A 19,346-nucleotide genomic window follows, 5' to 3' on the forward strand; every position below is an offset into this window, starting at 1 on the left:
CGCTGTCGGGTAAGGAAGCGGGGCCGTCGCGGCCCGGGCTGTTCTTCAGATCGTCGGACGCGGCACAGTACCCTGACCCTCGAACAGACCGGGTCCGGCAACCCGGTCTGATGGGGGGGGAACGCGGAGCTCATCGGTCGGGACGATCAGCTGCAGCTGTTGCGCCGGCTGCTGGCGGAGCCACGGAGCCGCGGTGCTCGTCCGGGGGGCGCCCGGCATCGGGAAGACAGCACTGCTCACCCGGACCCGCCGCCCTCGCCGAGGAACTCGGCTACCGGGTCCTGCGCACCAGCGGTGTCGAAGCCGAGAGCGACATCCCCTACGCCGGTCTGCAGCTCATCCTGCGGCCACTCGCCACAGGAGCCGCCGACCTCGCCTCATCGGACCGGCAGGCATTGGACGCCGCTCTCGGACACGCCGAGACCGGTGTACCCGACGTCTTCCTGGTCGGTCTGGCGGTGCTCAACCTCCTGGCCGACGCCGCCGCGGCCGCACCGGTGCTGGTCCTGGTCGACGATGCCCAGTGGCTCGACGACGCCAGCGCCAGTATCCTTGCCTTCGTGGCGCGAAGGGTCGGCACGGAGCCGGTGGTGCTGGTGGGAGCCGCCCGCGACGGCTACCGGTCACGGCTCAACTCCGACGAAGTCACCTCCGTATCCCTCAGTCCGCTCACGGACGCCCAGGCCACGCAGCTCCTGGCGGACCAGGCACCGGAGCTGCGGCCGACCGCGCATCGCCGGCTGCTGGCCGAGGCGGCCGGTAACCCGCCGTGGGCGAACCGGCCGCGCCAGGCACGAACCGTGTCCAGGTGCAGGCCCGTCTCGTGGGCGATGCGCGCGTTGGAGCGCCCCCGTGCCGCGTGCAGGACGATCTGCGCACGGACCCGCAGCCGGTGCTCGGTCTTGTGGCCGTAGGCCATCTTCTTCAACCGCTTGGGCTCGGTGGCGGTCGGGACTACCGGGCAGGCCGGGGCAACGGGCATGACAGGCGGGCCGATCGGGAGAAGTGGAGCACTCCACCCTGTCGTCTGCTGCACCCGCCTCGGCGAGCGAGGTTCGCCACGCGGCACGGATGGGTGCGCGGATATCCGCCGGGACCGGGCCTGCCGGTCTGCGGGGCTCTATTCGTCGACCTGCTGGTCGGGGCATGACCGATGGTGTGTCTGACGCAGGTGCGGGTCGCCGGCGGTGAGGCCGGGACTGCCCCGAAGGTCAGCGCGCGCGGTCGTCGGCCGGCATGGGGGAAGGGGCCTCGGTGGCCCAGGCCAACAACATCCGCAGGGCGTCGTGCGATGGGCTGCCCGGCTCGGCGGCATACGTGATCAAGGCCTGATCGGGGTCGTCCGTTGCGCGCAGGGTCTCGTAGGCCAGTTCCAGGTCGCCCACCACCGGATGGTGGAATCGCTTGGTTCCCGAGGTCTTGTCCTGCACTGGGTGCTCGGCCCACCAGCGACGGAAGTCCTCGCTCTTCATCGACAGTTCGCCGATCAGGCTCGCCAACCGGGGGTCCTCGGGGTGCCGTCCCGCGTCCAAGTGGAGGTAGGCCACGTTCTCGCGGGCGCAGGAGGTCCAGTCCGCATACAGTTCCCGGGACGTCTCGTCGAGGAAGGTGATTCGGGCGATGTTGCGCTCGGCTCGGTGCAGGGGCGCGTAGTCGCCGAAGAGGGCGGCCGCTGCTGTGTTCCAGGCCAGTATGTCCATGCGTCGGCCCATCACCATCGCCGGCATGTCCACCAGATCGTCCAGCAACCGCTGGAGCATGGGGCGCACGCGTTGCAGCCGGGCCTGGCGCCGGGGAACGTGCCGGGCGGAGGGCTGCGGTCGGGCGAGGCGGTGCAGGTGCCGGGTGGCATCCCCGTCCAGCCGCAGTGCGCGGGCGAGGGCGTCGAGTACCGCGCCCGAGGGGTTGGGCACGCGGCCCTGTTCCATCCGGGTGTAGTAGTCGACGCTCACCCCAGCGAGCTGCGCGATCTCCTCGCGGCGCAGGCCCGTGACCCGGCGCTGGCCTCCGAAGTCCGGCAGGGCAACGTCTTCGAGATGCAGGAGGGAGCGGCGGGTGCGGAGGAACTCGCCCAGGTTGATCGCTGTGCTCATACGACGATTGTCGCTGGTCGTGATGGGTGGCTGCCTGGCCCTGCCGGGGCCAGGCAGCCACCCACCGCCGTCAGGAGGCGGGGATCGCGGTCACCAGACCCCCGTCGACGGCGATGTCCTGGGCGGTGATGTACGACGACCGCGGGGAAAGAAGGAAGGCCACGGCCTCGGCGACGTCCTGGGCCTGCCCGAGCCGCCTCAGCGGCACCTGGGAACGGATGGCATCGTGCGAGGCAGGGTCCGGGTTGGCGGCATCGAACATCTCGGTGACGATGTAGCCCGGGCTGATGGAGTTAACCCGGATGCCCCGCTCGGCGAGATCACTGCCCAGCGTGCGGGCCAGATTGTGGACGGCAGCCTTGGTGGCCGCATACACCGGTGCGACGGCCAGACCCCGGTGCAGCGTCCACGAGGCGTTGATCACGATGGAACCGCCACCCGCCGCGTAGAGCAGCGGCAGAACCTTCTGGACCGTGAAGAACACCCCCTTGAAGTTAACGTCGACACTGAGATCGAAGTCCTGCTCAGTGACCTCGCCACTGCGCTGGAACACTCCGACCCCGGCATTGGCAAACACCCCGTCCAGACGCCCGTGGCGTTCACGGATCAGGGCAGCCAAGCGATCGAGATCGGTGAGGCTTGCGGAGTCGGCCCGGACCGTGAACAGACGGGCACCCTGGTCGGACGCCTTGTCCAATTGTTCGGCTGCGCGGTCGAGCCGGGCATCGTCGCGGCCGGTGATGACGATATGGGCGCCGGCTTCCAGGAGCAGACGCGAGGCGGCCAGGCCCATCCCGCTGGTTCCGCCGGTGATCAGGACGACACGGTCGTGGAAGCCGGTCACATCACTGTTGCTGTCGGTCATGACCACAGCTTCGCCACCAGCCTTCGGGCCAACCAGGCCCAGATCAACCTGGGTATCCCAGAACCCCCCTTCTGCGGGCAGCCGAAACAGCCTCCACCACACCGCCCTGGACGTCCAACGATGCGACACCCGCCGCACCGGCCTCATGTCAACCCCCGAAGGACTTCCGGAGCCAACCACTTAGCCAGAGCAGTTACGTCCGCTTTTGAAAGATGACCTGGTCGGATTCGGGCTGGCGAAGTTGCCCGGCCGCTTAGATGCGGCTTCACCCCAAGGGCTGCTCGGAGCGACTGCTCCGAGCAGCCCGTTGTGCTCGGGTCTCTCAATCCTGCCTTCGGGCGCCGTTTACCGGTAGTTCGTTGAATCCGGTGGTGGTGCGGGTTGACGGTAGGCCAGGTTGGTCGTAGGCCGGTGGTAGGAGTCAACTGCCTGGCTGGGGGCTGAAGATGACCGCTCGCCGTCCGTGTCCGCCCGCGCCGGGGCCGTTGGAGGAGTACGCGGCCCGGTTCGACGACCTCTTCTTCAGCCTGGCCCAGCGGCGAGGGTTTCGCGAGTACCTGACCGGGCTGCTGGCGCCGCGGGAGCGGAACAAGACGATCACCTGCCTGGCGGGGGCGGAGCCGCTGACCGGGGCGGGCATGCCGGGGGTGCAGCGGCTGCAGTTCTTCCTGTCCGAGTCGCCGTGGGAGGTCGAGCGGGTCAACGACCGGCGGCTTGAGCTGCTGCGCGAGGAGCCGGCGACGGCTCCGCACGACGGCGGGGTGATCGTGATCGACGATTCCGGGGACCGCAAGGACGGCACGGCGACCGCGAACGTGGGCCGGCAGTGGCTGGGCCGTTGGGAAAGACCGACAACGGCATCGTCACGGTGACCACGGTATGGACCGACGGCCGCGTATATTACCCGCTGCACGCCAGTCCTTACACCCCCGCCCACCACTTCGCCCGCGGCCGCTCCGACCCGGCCTTCCGTACGAAACCGCAACTGTCCGCTGCCCTCGCGGCCCGGGGCAAGGAGGCGGGCTTCGGCTGCCGGGCGGTGGTTGCCGACTGCGCCTACTCCGTCAGCGACGACTGGTACCTCGCTCTGCGCGAGGCCGGCCTGGCCTATATGGTCGCGCTCAAGCCGCACCGCGGCACCTGGGCCCGAGCCGACCAGCCGCACACCCCCATCGAAGCAGCCCACGCCCTGGCCTGGCACGATGCCAGGCGTCCCGGCGAGTGGACACCCGTGGAGCGTCACTTCCGTGACGGGCACACCGAGACCTGGTGGGCCGCCGATGCCCACTTGAGTGGCTACGGTCCCGGCTCACGCTGCCGTCTGGTCGTGGCCACCACCGACCCGGCCGCCCTGCCGGAGAAGGCCACCTGGTACCTGGCCACCAACCTGCCCCACCCCGACGCACCCCACGCCGCCACCGGCTCGCACCCGCCGGCCGACCTCGCCGAAATCGTCCGCCTCTACGGCCTGCAGCCCTGGATCGAGCAGAGCTACAAACAGATCAAGGACGAACTCGGCTGGGCCGACTTCCAAGTCCGCTCCGACCGTGCCATCCGCCGCCACCAGACCCTGGTCAACTGCGCCTTCTCCTTCTGCTGGGACCAGTGGTTCACCCCATCCGGACCCCTGGATCCCATCGCACCGGACCCGTGCCCCGACGACCGGCCAGAGAGGGGGACCAAGCGAACCCCACCCACCCCAACTGCCCTGCTGGCCCAGGGCATTACGTTCAGTCCGCGCATGGCTCACCCCCGCCACCACCCTGAACCGATGGTGGCGAGCCTGGACGGACAAAGACCCACCCGCCGAGCTCCAGGCCCTGATCCACGCGGTCACCAACAGACACGGCATTGACCTCTACCGCCGCATTTAACGAACTACCGGTAGTCGAGCCGGTGATCACCCCGTGGAAGGACCGGCACCGCTCGGTCAGCAGCCACCAGGGCGCCTACGGCATGCGGGAAGGTCGATCACGTTCTCACCTCGGTGATCGCGTCCGCGATCAGGACGGGCAAGTGGTTGATCGCACGTTCCAGAAGCCGCTTGATCGGGACCGCGTGCTGGCTGCTGTCGACGTTGATGAGCGTGCCCCGGGTCGCGGGTTTGTAGCGGGAGAGCATGGACAGCGCGTACAGGACCGCCCACCAGGCCATCAGCGGGTGTAGCTCCCGCTTCATCGGCGGCAGGACGGGCAGGAAGTACCGGTCCCGGTGTAACTGCGGGTCATGCCCCGCAGGTGGGCCAGTCCTTCGGCTCTGGTTGCATTCCCGTCGAATCCCGTCCGCGACCGCGCGGACAACGCGCGTGGATGATGGTGCCGCCTGGCCGAGGCCGTCGATGTCGAGGGCACCAACGCCATCGTGAACGTTGGTCGACGTCCACCTCACCACGGAGTGACCTGAAAAAGTTCCCGGCTCACGGCAACCGTGTGAGGGGTCTGCGACGACAAGGGAACGGGTCCGGCCAGTTCCGGTGGCCGGCTTCCTCCAGTGACAGCATGCAAGGAGCACCTCACCCCCATGAACAACCCCACGAACGGCGGGCGCCGCGGGCGTCATCGCCGCCGCTGGACCGCCACCGTTGTACTGCTCGGTGTGCCCGCCGCCGTCGTGCCGTACCTCGTGTTCACGCAGGACGACTCGCAGGCCAGCAGTGCGCAGACCACGCTCGCGGCCGGGCCGTACAGGTGGAAGAACGCCCAGGTGGTGGGTGGCGGTTATGTCACCGGGCTGGTGTTCAACCTGCGCGAGAAGGGGCTGCTGTACGCCCGTACCGACATGGGCGGCGCCTACCGCTGGGACACCGCGGCCGAGCAGTGGATCCCGTTGACCGACTGGATCGGCGAGAAGGACTGGAACCTGCTGGGCATCGACTCGGTGGCCACCGACCCCGTCGACCCCAAGCGGCTCTACCTCGGAGCGGGCACCTACACCAACGACTGGGCCGGCAACGGCGCGATCCTGCGCTCCACCGACAAGGGCCGCACCTTCAAGCGCACCAACCTGCCCTTCAAGGCGGGCGGCAACGAGGACGGCCGCGGGGCGGGCGAGCGGCTGGTGGTCGACCCCGCGAACAACGCCAACCTGCTCCTCGGCACCCGCAAGAACGGCCTGTGGCGCAGCGCCGACCACGGCGTCACATGGCGCCAGGTCTCCTCGTTCCCCGTCAAGGACGGGGCGAGCAGCGGCGCGGGCATCTCCTTCGTGACGTACGGCCCGGCCGGCAGCAAGACCATCTACGTCGGGGTCGGCGACAGGTCCACCTCCCTGTACCGCTCCACCGACGGCGGCGGCACCTGGCAAGCCGTTGCCGGGCAGCCCACCGGCCAGCTGCCGCAGCACGGCGTGCTCGCCGGTGACGGCTCGCTGTACCTGACGTACACCGACCACCTCGGACCCAACGGCGTGACGGCGGGTTCGGTGTGGAAGTACACGCCGGGCAGCGGAGCGTGGAACAACATCTCCCCGTCCCAGGGCAGTTACGGGTTCTCCGGTCTGGCCGTCGACCCGCGCAAGCCGTCCACGGTGATGGTCACCACCCTCGACCGCTGGTGGCCCCAGGACGAGATCTACCGCAGCACCGACGGCGGCAAGAGCTGGAAGGCACTGGCCGACAAGTCGGTGCGCAACGCCTCCGCCGCTCCGTACGTCGGCACGCACACCGGGCACTGGATGACCGCCCTGGCCATCGATCCCTTCAACTCCGGGCACGTGCTGTACGGCACCGGCAACGGCATCCTGCGCAGCAAGGACGCCAATGCCTCCGACAGCGGCGGCACCAGCCACTGGAGCATGGGCGCCCGAGGGCTGGAGGAGACCGCGCTGCTGGACGCGATCGCCCCGCCCGGCGGCGCCACCGTCATCACCTCCATGGGCGACCAGGGCGGCTTCCGGCACGACTCCCTGACCAAGGTGCCCTCCGGGCGGCTGAAGAACCCGCTGATGACCAACAGCACCGACATCGACTTCGCCCAGTCCAAGCCGGCGCTGATGGTCCGCGTCGGCCGCGGCGGCGCGCAGGACGGCGCCTACTCCACCGACGGCGGCCGCAGCTGGCACGGCTTCAAGGCGGAGCCGGTGGCCAGTGCCCAGGACGGGCATGTCGCGTTCGCGGCGGACGGCTCCGCCATCGTCTGGACCCAGGCCGGTCAGGCCCCGTACCGCTCGACCGACAAGGGAGCGAGCTGGTCCAGGGTCAACGGCCTGGACACCGACGCGGTGGTCGTCGCCGACCGCTCCTCAGCGAGGACCTTCTACTCACTGTCCGGCGGCACGCTCTACGCCAGCACCGACGGCGGCGCGACCTTCACCGCCCGCGCCGGCAACCTGCCCGGCGGCAAGCTCACCGCCGTCCCCGGCATCGCCGGTGACCTGTGGATCGCCGGCGGCGACAAGGGGCTGCTGCATTCCACCGACGGCGGCCGTACCTTCACCACGCTCAAGACGGTGCAGTCCGCCTCCGCCCTCGGCTTCGGCAAGGCCAAGCCGGGCGCCAACTACCAGGCCCTGTACCTGATCGGCACCGTCAAGAACGTCACCGGCGTCTTCCGCTCCACCGACAAGGGCGCCACCTGGCTCCGCGTCAACGACAAGGCCCACCAGTGGGGCGCCATCGGCAGCGTCGGCGTCATCACCGGCGACCCCGACACCTACGGCCGCGTCTACGTCGGCACCAACGGACGCGGCCTCCAGTACGGCGACCCGTCCTGACCCACACACCCGAGCGGGGCCGCAGCCACAACGGCCTGCGGCCCCGCCAAGGCAGAGGGGAAAGCGCTGTCCCAGCGATCCCGCACGGTGATCCACTGGGCGATGGCTAACAAAATGTCCCGCGACGAGCCGGCGGTGCTGCATCAGCCGGCCGAAGGCCCTCGGCCGGGCCCGTTGCACGGCTTCGACGTCGATGCCGTAGTTGGCACCGTGATTGAAGATGCTGTTCTGGTAGCCGCCGTCGGACCAGACCTTGGTGACCCTGGGATGGTGTGCCGCCAGGTCGCCGAGCAGACGCTTTCCGCCGATAGTCTCGTGGACGTTCGCGGCGGTCACCAGGACGGCCAGGACCAGGCCGAGGGTGTCGGTGCTCAGGTGCCGTTTGCGGCCCTTGATTTTCTTGCCGGCGTCGATGCCGCGGTGGGCTGTGTGCTGCGGCCGTTCGCGCGACGGCTCTTGTCGCGTAACAAAGTGCAGCCGCTCACCCGGCGGCGCAGCGGCGGGTACCTCAGCCCCACAGTTTGCGGGTGAACTCCTTCGCCCACTCCACCCGCTCCTGGTGCGGACCGTGGGGCACGCACGGGGAGTGCGGGCCGGCCTCGCACTTTGGGCAAGTGACCTCTCTCGCATGCCAGGTCCGCGCCGCCGAGGTTGCGGGTTCCTGTGTTTCCTGCTCTCTCCTGTGCGGCCGGGGAGGCCTGGGTTCGGCCCGGGCAGGCGGCGGGGGCACGACGTCGACGGCCTGCTGCTGGCGTTCGTTGCGGGCGACCTTCTGCTTTCTCGCCGGGGCCAATGCGGTCGTCGCTCTGCAGGACGCGGCGCAGGCGTTCGTCGTGGGGAAGCTGTCGCTTCTCGCTGGGGCCGACGCGATCGTCGTTGTGGCACAGTTTGCCCGGTTCGGCGTGGCATCGCGGGCACGTCATTCGGTACCAGTCGCCGCGTGGCACCTGGTGGTGCAGCCGGGCCGCGGTCTTCTTGCCCGGCACACTGAGCGAAGAGAACTGACGGGACGCTGAAGAGGCGATGCACGTCGGCGCGGGCGCCGGCGGCAGTCCGGCCGGTGGATCACCCGTCAGGGCCACCGACCACACCGCCGTACAGCCACAGCCCTTCCTGAGCGGCGTGGGCCCGTTCATGCCCGCCGCCCGCAACCGGCTGTACTCCCTCAACGGCGAACTGGCCGAGCCCGGGATCTACGCCGGGACCCCGCGATCCGCACCCCGCGATCCACACCCCAGGTCCTCGCCTTGGGCGACGACGTCCCGCGGCCCGGCCGGGAGCGCCCCGCCCGCCGTCACGTGCGCGAGCGCCAGCGGAACGAGGGAGATGCGCGTTGCTCTCCTCGTGGACACGGGACTTGCCGCACCCAGCCGCTCCCACCGCCAACCCCGGTGAGCCTTCCCGGTCAGAGCGCCAGCCGGATCTCCTCCAGGAACTGCCAGGCCCGCGGTTGTCGGTGACTCACCCAAGGCGCTGGGTGATGCGTGACCACATACTGGGCGAGCCGGAGGGCATGGGGGCGGGCCGACGGTCGCGGAGCTGCTTCCACGTCGGCTTCGGGCAGCGTCCCTTGGGCCGGGCACCGGTGAACTTCTCGTAGGGCACCCGGCGCGGGAGAAGACCGATCTCGACCCAGTGGGCCTTGCCGGAGGTGAAGTCCCAGCCCTCGTTGGGGATGCGGATGTGGTCCGCGCGGTCGTCCTTGTTCTGGCTGGTGATCTGCAGCACCTCGACGTGGCGGAGGCGGGGTCTCATGACCACGCAGTAGTGGGGCAGTTCGCCGTCCGAAGCCCGGAAGGGGACCAGAGCGTGCCAGATCTCGCCCGCGGCCGGGCGGCGCCGGCCGCCGTTGAGGCCGCCGTCCTCCCACCAGCGCGCCGCGCGGTGGCAGAGGAGAGCGGCGAGGCCGGCCGCCCCGCTCTGGGCCAGGGAGCGCGAGCTCCAGTCGGGTGAGTCGAACCGGGCCCCGGCCCAGGCGACGGCCGCCTGACTCAGGGCGACAACGGCCGCCGTCCGGGCAAGGAAGACCCACGGTGGGCAGGGGCGGGTCCGGCACGTGAACGCCGTCACGGCTGTGGCGGCCACGACGGGAATCCCGTACAGGACGGCGTACTGGTCGAGGCCGTGCACCTCCTGCGGAGGCTTCTGAGCGGCCATCAGGTCGGGCACAGTGGCCGGAAGCGCCAGGGCGTAGCCGACCAGAACCCACAGGTTCAGCTGCAGGTAGACCTTGACGGCGATGCCCAGGCAGGACGAGTTCGTACGACGGGACACGGATTCCCTTCCGCTTCGTTCCCCGGCGGCCGGGTCAGGGTGCCTTCCAGAGGGTCAGTTCCGTGACGTAGTCGCGTGCCTTGTAGCCCGCGTCGTCCTTCTGGACGACGACGTCCTTGATGTTGAGCATCGCGAGGTTGTCCTCGTCGGTGACGGTGCACAGCACCGTGCCCGGGGTCAGCAGTTCGCCCTGGGCGTCGCCGTCGAGCTCGGAGGGCAGCGCGTTGGCCGCCGCGCCCTCGGCACACTCCTCGGGGGTGGTGCCCGCGCTCTTTCCCATGGTCGTCAGAAAGCGCAGGCTGTGGCTGCCGCCGAACTCCTCGTACTGCAGCTCGTTTCCCTTCCCCTCGCTGAGGGCGTTCGTGTCGATCTTCGGCGCGTCCAGATCGACGGTGGTGTACGAGAAGCGGGTGTCGGTGAACTGGGCGCGCAGGGTGAGCGGCTTGTTCTTGAAGATCTCCGTGTAGTCGTTCGACGCCGCGTTCGCTGTGTGCGACGCGTCGGTGCTCGGCGTGGCGGTGGCGGTGGCCTGGGATTCGTCGGGCGCCGACGAGGCCGCCCCGCCGCCGCTGCCCTTGGCGTCCTTGTCGGTGTCGTTGTGCTGGGTGAAGATCCAGGCGCCCGCCGCGACCACCACCACGGCCAGCGCGACCGCGCCGACGCTCAGCGCGGTCCGGCTGCGGGCTGATGCCGGCACCGTTGGCGGGCCGGAGGGGTGCGGTGCTTGCTGCGGGGGCGGGGCGGCGGATCCGGTGGGCGGCACCGGGGGCGCCGGGGCATGGTGCGGCTGCTCGCCGGGCCGGGAAGCAGCTGTGGGTGTGTACCCGCCGGACGCCGCAACACCCGGCGGTGCAGTATCCGCCGCCGCCACGAAAGCGGGAGGCACGGCCGCCGCCACGGAACCAGGAGCCATGGTCGCGGCCCCCGCCGCGTCCTCGGCGTCCGGTCCGGGCTCCGTCTCGATCTGCTGCCGGGCGAGTCTCTCCCGGTGGGCGATGTCCGCCGCGACGGGCGCGGGCAGCCAGCCGGTGAAGTCCCGCAGCGGCCGTCCACTCAACTCCTGGCAGAGTTCGGCCAGTTCGGCGGGCCTGGGCCGGGCGGCCGGGTCGGCGGCCAGCGTCCGTTCCAGGACGGTACGCAGCAGCTCGGGATACGCCGCCAGATCCGGCGGGCGGAACTCGGTGTTGGCGATCTTGGTGGCCAGGGTGATGGCCCCGGAGTCGCCATAGGGGTGGCGGCCGGTCGCGGCGACAGCGGCGATCAGGCCGAGCGAGAAGACATCGGTCGCCGGGGTGAGATCATCGCCGTTGGCGTGTTCCGGTGACATGAACTGGGGCGTGCCGATGAGCCCGCCGCTGCGGGTGAGCTGGGTGGCGTCGGCGGCCCGGGCGATGCCGAAGTCGATGATCCAGGGGCCTTCGGAGCCGATGAGGATGTTGCTCGGCTTCATGTCGCGGTGGATCACGCCCGCCTTGTGCACCGCGTGCAGCGCCTCCGCCGCGCAGCCGGTCAGCTGCAGCACCGCGGGCAGCGGGAGCGTTCCGTGCCCGGTGAGGATCTGGTCCAGGGCGAGGCCGGGGACATAGGTGGTGGCCAGCCAGGGCTGAGGGCCAGTGGTGTCGTGGTCGACGACGGGGACGATGTGGTAGCCCTGCACCCGGCGGGCGGAGGTCGCCTCCTGCTCGAAGCGGCGGCGGAACTCCTCGTCCTGGGCGTATTCCCGGCGGATCACCTTCAGGGCGACCGGCTGTTTGCCGCGCGTACGAGAGAGGTAGACGGATCCCATGCCGCCCTCGCCGATCCGGGCGAGCAGGCGGTAACCGGCCACCTCGCGCGGGTCGTCGGGGCCCAGCGGGCTCAACCCACCAGCGATTTCAGCACTGTTCAAGGATTCAACCTTCCCGTCACTGGCGTGATCATAGTGGCGCGACGCCGCCAGCGGTACACATCTGTGGAGATCAAGTAAAAACAGCCAAGGCCAAAGGGAATCAGGGAGGTTGGCGGGATTCATCCTGATGGCGGGGTGCCGACGGGCGGCCGTACAGTGACACCCCCTGCCGTCGGACAGCGAGGCGTTCATGGAACATCACCTGGCCACGTCGGCGGAGCGAGCCGACTATCTGGTGGAGCTCTCCAACATCGCCCGCGACACCTCCATCGGCCCACGCGGGCCGCGCTCCCTGCGCCGCCTCGGGCTGGTCCTGCGGGCCCTTATGGAGCTCACCAGGGATCCCGACGTCTCCGTCTACTTGGTCGCCGACAGCAGCCTTCTGGGCGGGCACCGGGAGTTCGGCGACCAGGCCGAGGTCCGGCGGCTGCGGGGCTGGGTGGCCGACGGGCTGGTCGAGGAGGTCGACGACGCCGACGAACGCGTCCTCGACCTGGCACGCATGACCGCGACCCCGGTCATCACCGGCGACCAGTACGTCGACCACCGCGCCGGACACCCGTGGATCCAGGGCAACACCTGGCAGTTCCTCAGACCCGAAGCCCGCCCCGACGGATCCGTCACCCTCGTCGCAATGGACATGGGCGTGCGCTCGGCGGCCGAGATCTCCCGCAAAATGGAACTGTCCGCGCTGAAGAAACAGGGTCTTCTCGGGCCCTCCAGGACCCCGCTGACCGACGTGATCATGCAGAGCTGGCGCTGTCCGGAGCCCCGCTGCTCCCTCTACGACATCCGCCGCGGCGACCGGATCCTGCTGCCCCGCATGCGGCGCGGCGTCCCCACCTGCGAGCTCCACGGCACGCCCTTGGAGAACGATGGCCCGCGCCTGGGCACCACCCAGCTCAAAGCCGTCATCGACGGCACCTGCGTGGCCCGCTACACCCTCGACGAGGGCTCCGAAGCATACGTCGGCCGACTGCCGGGTCCGGCGGGCATCGCCCTGCACAGCCTGCTGTCCCCACAGGTCGCCCAGCAGGTCAGCCGCAGGCATCTGGCCGTCTCCGCCCGGAACGGAACGGTCCTGATCCGCGACATCAGCACCTACGGCACGCGGATGCGCCGCACCGGCAAGCGCGGCGGGTTCGGCCCCTGGGAGGCGCTGCCCCCGCAGACCGACCGTCCCTTCCGCCCCGGCGACGAGGTCGAACTCGCACCCGGCGTCGTCCTCACGCGCAGCGGCCGACGCTTCCCCGCCGAACTCGCCGACGCCTGGCGCACGCAAACCGCCCACACCCCGATGACGCCCATCGCGGCAGCGCCCACCCGCCGGGCCTGACCACCGCGATCGACTGATGGGTGATCCGCCGAGGAGCGAAACGGCCGCGGAGGCAGGGGTGTTCACGCCTCCTCGGTGAATGAGCAGCTGTGCCCGTTCCACAACCACCTCGGCGAGGACCACCCGCACTCCACGTCGTCCGGACTCTGCAGGCGCTGCGCGATGAGCAAGTGGAGCAGGCCCGTGCGCTGGTGGAGACCGTGGTGGCTCTGCACCGCTGACCGTGCCACCGTGCGGGTGGGTGCGCACCGGTGCGGGGGTGCGCACCCACCCGGTGCGCACCGAGTCCATCCGTGCGCACCACGACGCGCACCACCGTCCATCCGGTGCGCATCCACTCGGTGGGCGGTGCGCACCGGTGCGGCCGGCGGCGCGGGAGTGGTGCGCATCGGGTGGAGTCGATGCAGTGGCCGGTTGAGGGCGTCGGGTGGATGCGCGGCATCGTCCCCGGCGATGTCGTCCACTCCCGCACGATGTCGTCCACTCCACCGGGTGGGCTCCACTCAGTGGATGGGCGTCGAGCACGGTGTCCTCCACTCCCGCCGGTGGACTCCACTCGGTGGAGTGGAGCCCACCCGCATCGTCGGTGTGCACACCGCACCGGGCGCGCGGCATCGGGTCCACTCAGTGGCTGGGCTCCCGGCCTCGGTGCGTTCCGGGCTCCTGCGGACTGTGCGCCTGCTGGTCGTCCTGGCGCACCGGGCGTACTACGTCGGCGTCGTCCTGTTCGGTGTGGCGGTCTGCGCGGACGCGGGAGTCGTCGGCCGCCTTGGCGAACGCGTCCTGGAGGCGGCGCAGCCGGTCGGCCGTGAGATCGAGGGCTTCTACGTCCGTGCGGGACTCCCGCAAGGCCCGCAGCGCCGTCATGTCGATCGCCTCCCGGCGTCCTGCCTCCGGTTCCTGGTCGTCGTGCTCGAGGTCGGCGGCCGGGGGTGCGAGCAGCTGCTCGGGCATCGCCGCCTGCTGGTGGGCGACGGCGTCGTATGCCCGGCCCCGCACGGCGGTGGTGGTGGTGCGCAGCTTCTCCCGCACCACCGCACCGGCGAGGACGGCCCGCTCGTACTGCAGCGGGAGTCGGGGTATCTCCCACTCCCCCGCGTCCTGGCCCGGGGCGCGGGGCGCAGCTGGCTCGCCGGGATCGGCCGGGGGTTACCGGTCCGGGCCGGGCGCGGGAGTGGGTGGGCGGCGCCGGTCGGGGAGGTCGGACAGGTCCCACAGAGGCGGTAGCCGGCCCCCAGGCCGCGCACGGTCTTCGGTTCACTGATGTCCAGGCAGTGGGTGGAGACGGCGGCGGCCACGATTCTGTCGTCCAGGCCGGGGTCGCGGCGGCGGCCGCGCAGGACGAGGGCGAGGTGGCGTCGGGCTTCGGCGAGCAGGTGCCGGCGGTGGAAGCGGCCGCCCTCGTTCATCACGAACACGGTCGCGGCGACGTCGACGGCCGCCAGGGCGACGTCGACCACGGCGGCGACACGGGCCCGGATCGCCACCGCCGCGGCGCGGGCGTACTCGAGGAGGGAGTTGATGACGTCGACGGCCACCTTGGACGTTCGGATCGCGCTCTCCTTCCACTCCTTGCGCAGCTGCGCAAGGGGCCGGGTCTTCTGCTTGGGCGGGCGGGTCTTGCGGGCAGCCATCCCGTTCAGCTTGGCGCGTATTTCCGTCGCCTTGATGTGCTCGCCGGGGCGCGGTTCGGGCGTGCTGGTGAACGGGCCCTCAACTGCCCAACAGGCAGCTCGTGCATGTGCAGTACCCGTAGTTGTCATGCAAGGACCAGACAGAGCTGCCTCTTTGGCCAGGTGGCGTGCTCAGTTCGGATCCTCGACGACCTGCGCGGCAAGACAGTCCTTGCGCTGACCGGAGAAGAGCCAGGTCAGTGTGACGGCGCGTGCTGGTCGGGGCCATCAACGAATGGAATGTCTCGACTCTCTGATCGCGCACACCTTGACTGCCCCGACGCTGCCAGACGAGATCGCGCGATGTGCAGCAAGGCCTGATGCTGGCTCCGGCTCGGTGACATCGATACGGCCGACCAACGACTGGGCGACAGAGGCACTGCCGGCACACGCTTTATCCACAGGGGTGCGGCCTGAGCATCTGATCAGTCGCCGTGATCGGCACGGCGGCAGTCTGTTGAAGGCGCGGCGGAAGACGGCGGCGGGGCCGATCACCTGCGGGCCGAACACGTCGCGCACGAGGTCGACGGCGGTCTCGGCGGCGAGGCGGGCTTCGCGGGCGTCATCGAGTGAGAGCTGCCGGGGCGCCTGGTCGGCGTCGATGAGGTCCTCACCTTTCAGGACCAGGCCGGTCAGCCGGCCGCGCTGCAGGCCGGCTCCATCCGTCAGCTGGTAGGCGAGCCGGCGCAGGTCGCCCTCGTGCGCAGAGGGCGCGCGAACAAGCGGCGGGACGGGAGCTTTGCGTGGCGCCGTCGCGCTTACGTCGTACGCCACCCGTGTGGGTGATGACAGACCTACAGTCCAGCGAGACGCAGCAGAAATTCGAGAACACCCCGCACCACACAGACCACTTCAGGGCCCGGTTCGCTCAGCGCGGCCGGGCTCTCGCGCGGGTGGCCCGGCCGTACCGCAGCGGCCGCGCCGCCCGCATCGCTGGGGCTTCCTGTATCAGGTGACCAGCTCGGCGATGCTCCGGGCCGTCAGCCACAGGCCGATCACCAGGGAGAGCGTGACGACCAACTGTTCTTGGTGCCGCTCCAGCCAGCTCCGCAGGGCAGCCAACCGGGCGTTCGCGACCGCGGGCGCCCGGACCACGTACATCTCCATGACAATGAGGCTGAGTGTGGCCAGCAGGCAGTACCCGGTCAGCGCAAGCCAGTCAGTGAGGGTGGAGAGGTTCGCCTCGATGACGGTCGCGGCGCCGGCGCCAACCAGAGCCCAGGGCTGTAGCAGCCATGCCAGACCAGCTGCCGTGACCGGAGTGGCATCGTCGATCCAGGCGGTCCAGCGTGGCGGGGAGTGCGGGCGGGGCGGTCTGCGGTGCCGGTACGCGCTGTACAGCATCAGTGCCACACCGATGGCGAGTTTCGCACTGATCGCGGCGGTCGAGGGCACGCTGTGACGGGCCGGGGGCTGACCGCCGGTCAGCAGCACAACGACCGCGATCACCGTAACCAGGTTGGCCAGCCAGGACATCAGGAACGCCAGACCGTGACGAACGCCGCGCCGAGAGGAGAGCAACAGGATGAAGGCGCTGTTGTGCAAAGGCCCCAGGGAGATGGCCGTACCGATCACAACCAGGTTGAGGACCATCGGATCAGTCGCTCCTGGGTGTCAGGGCCGTCCGCCACCTGCGGACGAGGCGCTGGCCGGGAGAGGGATGCGGCGCTGCTGCGGTGCCACATCCCGACTCTGCAGGCGGCGGCTCGGCTGGTCAAGCAGGCCACGCCCGCGAAGCCCTGCCGGCAAGCACGGCCGCAGCCGTTCCCCCGCCGCATCTGTCAGCTCCCTAAAGACCGGCCCGGCCATGGCGGTCACCCGGACGGCCGATGGTGGATGGCATGGCGCGTGCTGTGGACGCTGCCAGACCTGGCTGGCCACCCCCATGCCGATCCTGCCCTGCTTCCGGGGTGGGCCAGCGAGCCGGCGGGGACCGCTCCCCGCGCCCTCGTCTTTCGCCCGACCGGTCGGCGCTTGCTGGCACTAAGTCCGCATGCGACGATTATGCACAAAAGGGGGTTGAGGAGTTTTTTATGGCAAATGCCCTGCGGGTCAATGTCGACAACTTCGTGCGCGCTGAGACTGACAGAATGTTCAACGACCTTCAGCGGACCGCCGGCGGCGTGAACGTCTGGTCACACAACCGCACCCCGACCCCCGTCGAACAACAGCCCGTCATCCGGATGAACCGCGACACTCTGTACAGTTTCGCAGTCGTTGACATCAGCCGCGGTGCGAGATTGAGTATCCCGGACGCTGGCGGGCGTTACTTCTCGGTGATGGTGGTGAACCAGGACCACTACGTCAACCGCATCTTCTGCGAGCCCGGTCAGTACGAACTGACCCCCGAGGAGTTCGACACTTCGTTCGTAGTCGTGGCTCTGCGCGTGCTCGTCGACCCGACCGACCCCGAAGACCTGGCGGCGGTGGGCGAACTGCAGGACAGGTTCGGACTCACGGCCGTCTCCAGCCGCGCGTTCGAACCGGCCGACTTCGATGAGGAAAGCCTCAACGCCACCCGTCGTGCGCTCCTCGAACTCGCCAAGGGCCTGGGTGGAGTGGAACGCGCCTTCGGCACACGCGACGCCGTTGACCCCGTGCGTCACCTCATCGGAACGGCCGCCGGATGGGGCGGACTGCCCGAGACGGAGGCGTCCTACGTCACCGTCGACCCCGACCTGCCGGTAGGAGAGTACGAACTGACGGTGCGTGACGTCCCGGTGGATGCCTTCTGGTCGATCTCGCTGTACAACGCGGATGGATTCTTCCAGGCCAATGACCGTGACGCTTACAGTGTCAACAGTGTCACCGGGGTGCCCAACAGCGACGGGTCGATCACCGTCCGGTTCGGAGGCTGCACCGAGGGCCGCGCCAACTGTCTGCCCATCATGGAGGGCTGGAACTACCTGATCCGGCTCTACCGCCCACGGAAAGAAATCCTCGACGGCTCCTGGACCTTCCCCAGCATTGGCGCTTGAGAGCAGGTCTGAGCACTGCATGTGTCATTCACTCTGACGGTCGCCGAGGGCTCGCGCGTGGCCGTGGGCGGGGTTCTGCTGGCATTGAACCCACAGCACGAGAGGGTCGAGCCATGCCGAACGGCGGATCAGCGGGTCCCGGGGGTGAACGACCTGACGCGTCGAGCCCCGATGAACGCTCCGAGCTGGCGCGGCTACAGGCACGTATCACCGCTCTGGAGGCCGACAAGAAGGCTCGGGCTCCCCGTCACCGGTGGCGGTCCTTCTTCTCCGCGTTGCTCATCGTCATTGGTTGCATCCTTGCCCCACTGGCCGCTGTCGCAGCCTGGACAGCGGATGAGATCGGCGACACGGACCGCTACGTTGACACGGTCGCCCCGCTCGCTTCCGACCCTGACATCCAGGCGGCCGCCGCGAACCGGGTCACCAACGCGGTGATGGAACACATCGACCTGCCGACCCTGCTGGAGGGAGTGGCGCCGGCTGACCGGCCACTCGCCGAGAAGGCACTCGGCAAACTCGGCGACTCACTGGAGAGCGCCATCCGCAGCTTCGTCCACGACAAGGCGGAGGAGATCGTCTCCTCCGACACCTTCGAGGAATTCTGGACCGATGCCAACCGTCGGATCCACGCGGCTGTCGACAAAGCCCTGACAGGCAGCGGCGGCGGCGCAGTGAAGATCAACAACGACTCGGTCACCGTCGACCTCGGCCCAGTCGTCGACCAGGTCAAGCAGCGCCTCATCGACGACGGAATGACCGCCGCCTCGAAGATCCCCGAAGTGCACACCGACTTCACGGTGCTGCGAGCCGACGACGTCGGCAAGGTCAAGACGTACTTCCGGATCCTGCAGATGGCCGGGTTCTGGCTGCCCGTCCTTTCCGTGCTGCTCATCGCCGCCGGGGTCCTGCTGTCCACGCACCGCCGCCGCATTCTCGTGGTTGCCGCGCTCGCCTTCGCCTTCGTCATGCTGCTGCTCGGTGGAGGCCTGACCCTCTTCCGCGTGGCGTACCTGAACGCGCTGCCGGACACCGTCTCTCAGCCTGCTGCCGAGTCCGTCTACGACACGCTCACGCGCTACATGCGCACCACGGTCCGCACGGCCGTGACACTCGGCGTGGTTGTCGCCCTGGCTGCCTGGCTGAGCGGGCACGGCCGATGGGCGACGTTCGTACGGCAATCGTGGCACTCCGGCATCGGCTCCGTCCGCGCCACCGCCGACCGGGCGGGTATGCGCACCGGTCCGGTCGGACCGTTCATCCGGCGCCACCGCACATGGATCACCTGGGTCCTGGTCGGTCTGGCAGTGCTGACGGCCATCTTGTGGAGCTACCCGACCGCGCTGGTCATCGTCGGCATCGCACTGGTCTGGCTCCTCGTGATGGCCGTGGTGGAGTTCCTGGCGGGGAACCCGGAGGAAGGACACGCACGGGCGGCTGATGTTTCGTCGGGGCAACCGACCACCTGAGGACGGCCCGTCTCCAGGAAGTGCGAAGGTATGTGCGGGGTGCTGGACTGGCACAGAGGG

Annotated in this window: 15 protein-coding genes and 3 pseudogenes; 6 read left to right on the plus strand and 12 right to left on the minus strand. The window is 69.6% G+C overall.

The window, feature by feature from the left end; all coding sequences use genetic code 11:
- Nucleotides 1–110: 110 nt before the first annotated feature.
- A pseudogene (locus QF037_RS50805) lies at nt 111–587 on the plus strand (AAA family ATPase); the annotation flags it as partial.
- 29 nt (nt 588–616) lie between these two features.
- Here the strand turns inward: QF037_RS50805 and QF037_RS00800 are convergent.
- From QF037_RS00800 to QF037_RS00810, 3 genes are all read right to left on the minus strand, one after another.
- Nucleotides 617–982, minus strand: coding sequence for a helix-turn-helix domain-containing protein (locus tag QF037_RS00800; protein ID WP_307020800.1), 366 nt, complete (start codon nt 980–982; stop codon nt 617–619).
- A gap of 229 nt (nt 983–1,211) precedes the next feature.
- A complete protein-coding gene (locus QF037_RS00805; RefSeq protein WP_307020802.1) occupies nt 1,212–2,093 on the minus strand; it encodes a helix-turn-helix transcriptional regulator in 882 nt (293 codons plus the stop codon).
- A 70-nt stretch (nt 2,094–2,163) separates the two neighbouring features.
- The gene (locus QF037_RS00810; RefSeq protein ID WP_307020804.1) at nt 2,164–2,958 is read right to left on the minus strand and encodes an SDR family NAD(P)-dependent oxidoreductase; all 795 of its coding nucleotides are present in this window, start codon (nt 2,956–2,958) and stop codon (nt 2,164–2,166) included.
- A gap of 446 nt (nt 2,959–3,404) precedes the next feature.
- On the opposite strand from QF037_RS00810, the pseudogene QF037_RS00815 reads away from it, so the two are divergent.
- Nucleotides 3,405–4,813, plus strand: a pseudogene (locus QF037_RS00815) (IS701 family transposase).
- 116 nt (nt 4,814–4,929) lie between these two features.
- On the opposite strand, the gene QF037_RS00820 reads toward QF037_RS00815, so the two are convergent.
- Complete coding sequence (locus tag QF037_RS00820; protein ID WP_307020806.1) at nt 4,930–5,136, minus strand: YaaC family protein; 207 nt, start codon at nt 5,134–5,136, stop codon at nt 4,930–4,932.
- Between the two features lie 342 nt (nt 5,137–5,478).
- On the opposite strand from QF037_RS00820, the gene QF037_RS00825 reads away from it, so the two are divergent.
- A complete protein-coding gene (locus QF037_RS00825) occupies nt 5,479–7,668 on the plus strand; it encodes a WD40/YVTN/BNR-like repeat-containing protein (protein ID WP_307020808.1) in 2,190 nt (729 codons plus the stop codon).
- A gap of 264 nt (nt 7,669–7,932) precedes the next feature.
- Here QF037_RS00825 and QF037_RS51390 read toward each other — a convergent pair.
- The 4 genes and pseudogenes from QF037_RS51390 to QF037_RS00840 all read right to left on the minus strand — a co-directional run.
- Nucleotides 7,933–8,082 (minus strand): annotated as a pseudogene (locus QF037_RS51390) (transposase); the annotation flags it as partial.
- On the minus strand, nt 8,040–8,804 hold the full coding sequence (locus tag QF037_RS50810; protein ID WP_444972108.1) for a zinc finger domain-containing protein: 765 nt from the start codon (nt 8,802–8,804) through the stop codon (nt 8,040–8,042). The gene QF037_RS50810 and the pseudogene QF037_RS51390, both read right to left, overlap by 43 nt.
- 325 nt (nt 8,805–9,129) lie before the next feature.
- On the minus strand, nt 9,130–9,942 hold the full coding sequence (locus QF037_RS00835) for a hypothetical protein (RefSeq protein WP_307020810.1): 813 nt from the start codon (nt 9,940–9,942) through the stop codon (nt 9,130–9,132).
- Between the two features lie 34 nt (nt 9,943–9,976).
- A complete protein-coding gene (locus QF037_RS00840) occupies nt 9,977–11,830 on the minus strand; it encodes a serine/threonine-protein kinase (protein WP_307020812.1) in 1,854 nt (617 codons plus the stop codon).
- 190 nt (nt 11,831–12,020) lie between these two features.
- Here QF037_RS00840 and QF037_RS00845 point away from each other — a divergent pair, with 190 nt between their 5' ends.
- Nucleotides 12,021–13,166 (plus strand): FHA domain-containing protein, encoded by a 1,146-nt coding sequence (locus QF037_RS00845; protein WP_307020814.1) that lies wholly within the window; start codon nt 12,021–12,023, stop codon nt 13,164–13,166.
- 624 nt (nt 13,167–13,790) lie between these two features.
- Here the strand turns inward: QF037_RS00845 and QF037_RS00850 are convergent.
- From QF037_RS00850 to QF037_RS00865, 4 genes are all read right to left on the minus strand, one after another.
- A complete protein-coding gene (locus QF037_RS00850; RefSeq protein WP_307020816.1) occupies nt 13,791–14,033 on the minus strand; it encodes a hypothetical protein in 243 nt (80 codons plus the stop codon).
- The gene (locus QF037_RS00855) at nt 14,030–14,800 is read right to left on the minus strand and encodes a hypothetical protein (protein WP_307020818.1); all 771 of its coding nucleotides are present in this window, start codon (nt 14,798–14,800) and stop codon (nt 14,030–14,032) included. The genes QF037_RS00850 and QF037_RS00855 overlap by 4 nt, the downstream gene beginning before the upstream one ends.
- A 267-nt stretch (nt 14,801–15,067) precedes the next feature.
- The gene (locus tag QF037_RS00860; protein WP_307020820.1) at nt 15,068–15,613 is read right to left on the minus strand and encodes a hypothetical protein; all 546 of its coding nucleotides are present in this window, start codon (nt 15,611–15,613) and stop codon (nt 15,068–15,070) included.
- 174 nt (nt 15,614–15,787) lie between these two features.
- The gene (locus QF037_RS00865) at nt 15,788–16,432 is read right to left on the minus strand and encodes a GAP family protein (RefSeq protein ID WP_307020822.1); all 645 of its coding nucleotides are present in this window, start codon (nt 16,430–16,432) and stop codon (nt 15,788–15,790) included.
- 440 nt (nt 16,433–16,872) lie between these two features.
- On the opposite strand from QF037_RS00865, the gene QF037_RS00870 reads away from it, so the two are divergent.
- Together QF037_RS00870 and QF037_RS00875 are read left to right on the plus strand one after the other, a co-directional pair.
- A complete protein-coding gene (locus QF037_RS00870) occupies nt 16,873–17,817 on the plus strand; it encodes a DUF1214 domain-containing protein (protein ID WP_307020824.1) in 945 nt (314 codons plus the stop codon).
- A gap of 113 nt (nt 17,818–17,930) precedes the next feature.
- On the plus strand, nt 17,931–19,286 hold the full coding sequence (locus tag QF037_RS00875; protein WP_307020826.1) for a hypothetical protein: 1,356 nt from the start codon (nt 17,931–17,933) through the stop codon (nt 19,284–19,286).
- The last annotated feature ends 60 nt before the right edge of the window (nt 19,287–19,346 follow it).

Source organism: Streptomyces canus, from assembly GCF_030815415.1.
Classification (GTDB): Bacteria; Actinomycetota; Actinomycetes; order Streptomycetales; family Streptomycetaceae; genus Streptomyces; species Streptomyces canus_F.

What these genes read in the sequence shown, in the direction of transcription:
- QF037_RS00800 (WP_307020800.1), bottom strand. Translation starts at nt 982, where the DNA reads ATGCCCGTTGCCCCGGCCTGCCCGGTAGTCCCGACCGCCACCGAGCCC.
- QF037_RS00805 (WP_307020802.1), bottom strand. Translation starts at nt 2,093, where the DNA reads ATGAGCACAGCGATCAACCTGGGCGAGTTCCTCCGCACCCGCCGCTCC.
- QF037_RS00810 (WP_307020804.1), bottom strand. Translation starts at nt 2,958, where the DNA reads ATGACCGACAGCAACAGTGATGTGACCGGCTTCCACGACCGTGTCGTC.
- QF037_RS00820 (WP_307020806.1), bottom strand. Translation starts at nt 5,136, where the DNA reads ATGAAGCGGGAGCTACACCCGCTGATGGCCTGGTGGGCGGTCCTGTAC.
- QF037_RS00825 (WP_307020808.1), top strand. Translation starts at nt 5,479, where the DNA reads ATGAACAACCCCACGAACGGCGGGCGCCGCGGGCGTCATCGCCGCCGC.
- QF037_RS50810 (WP_444972108.1), bottom strand. Translation starts at nt 8,804, where the DNA reads ATGAACGGGCCCACGCCGCTCAGGAAGGGCTGTGGCTGTACGGCGGTG.
- QF037_RS00845 (WP_307020814.1), top strand. Translation starts at nt 12,021, where the DNA reads ATGGAACATCACCTGGCCACGTCGGCGGAGCGAGCCGACTATCTGGTG.
- QF037_RS00850 (WP_307020816.1), bottom strand. Translation starts at nt 14,033, where the DNA reads ATGACGGCGCTGCGGGCCTTGCGGGAGTCCCGCACGGACGTAGAAGCC.
- QF037_RS00855 (WP_307020818.1), bottom strand. Translation starts at nt 14,800, where the DNA reads ATGGCTGCCCGCAAGACCCGCCCGCCCAAGCAGAAGACCCGGCCCCTT.
- QF037_RS00865 (WP_307020822.1), bottom strand. Translation starts at nt 16,432, where the DNA reads ATGGTCCTCAACCTGGTTGTGATCGGTACGGCCATCTCCCTGGGGCCT.
- QF037_RS00870 (WP_307020824.1), top strand. Translation starts at nt 16,873, where the DNA reads ATGGCAAATGCCCTGCGGGTCAATGTCGACAACTTCGTGCGCGCTGAG.
- QF037_RS00875 (WP_307020826.1), top strand. Translation starts at nt 17,931, where the DNA reads ATGCCGAACGGCGGATCAGCGGGTCCCGGGGGTGAACGACCTGACGCG.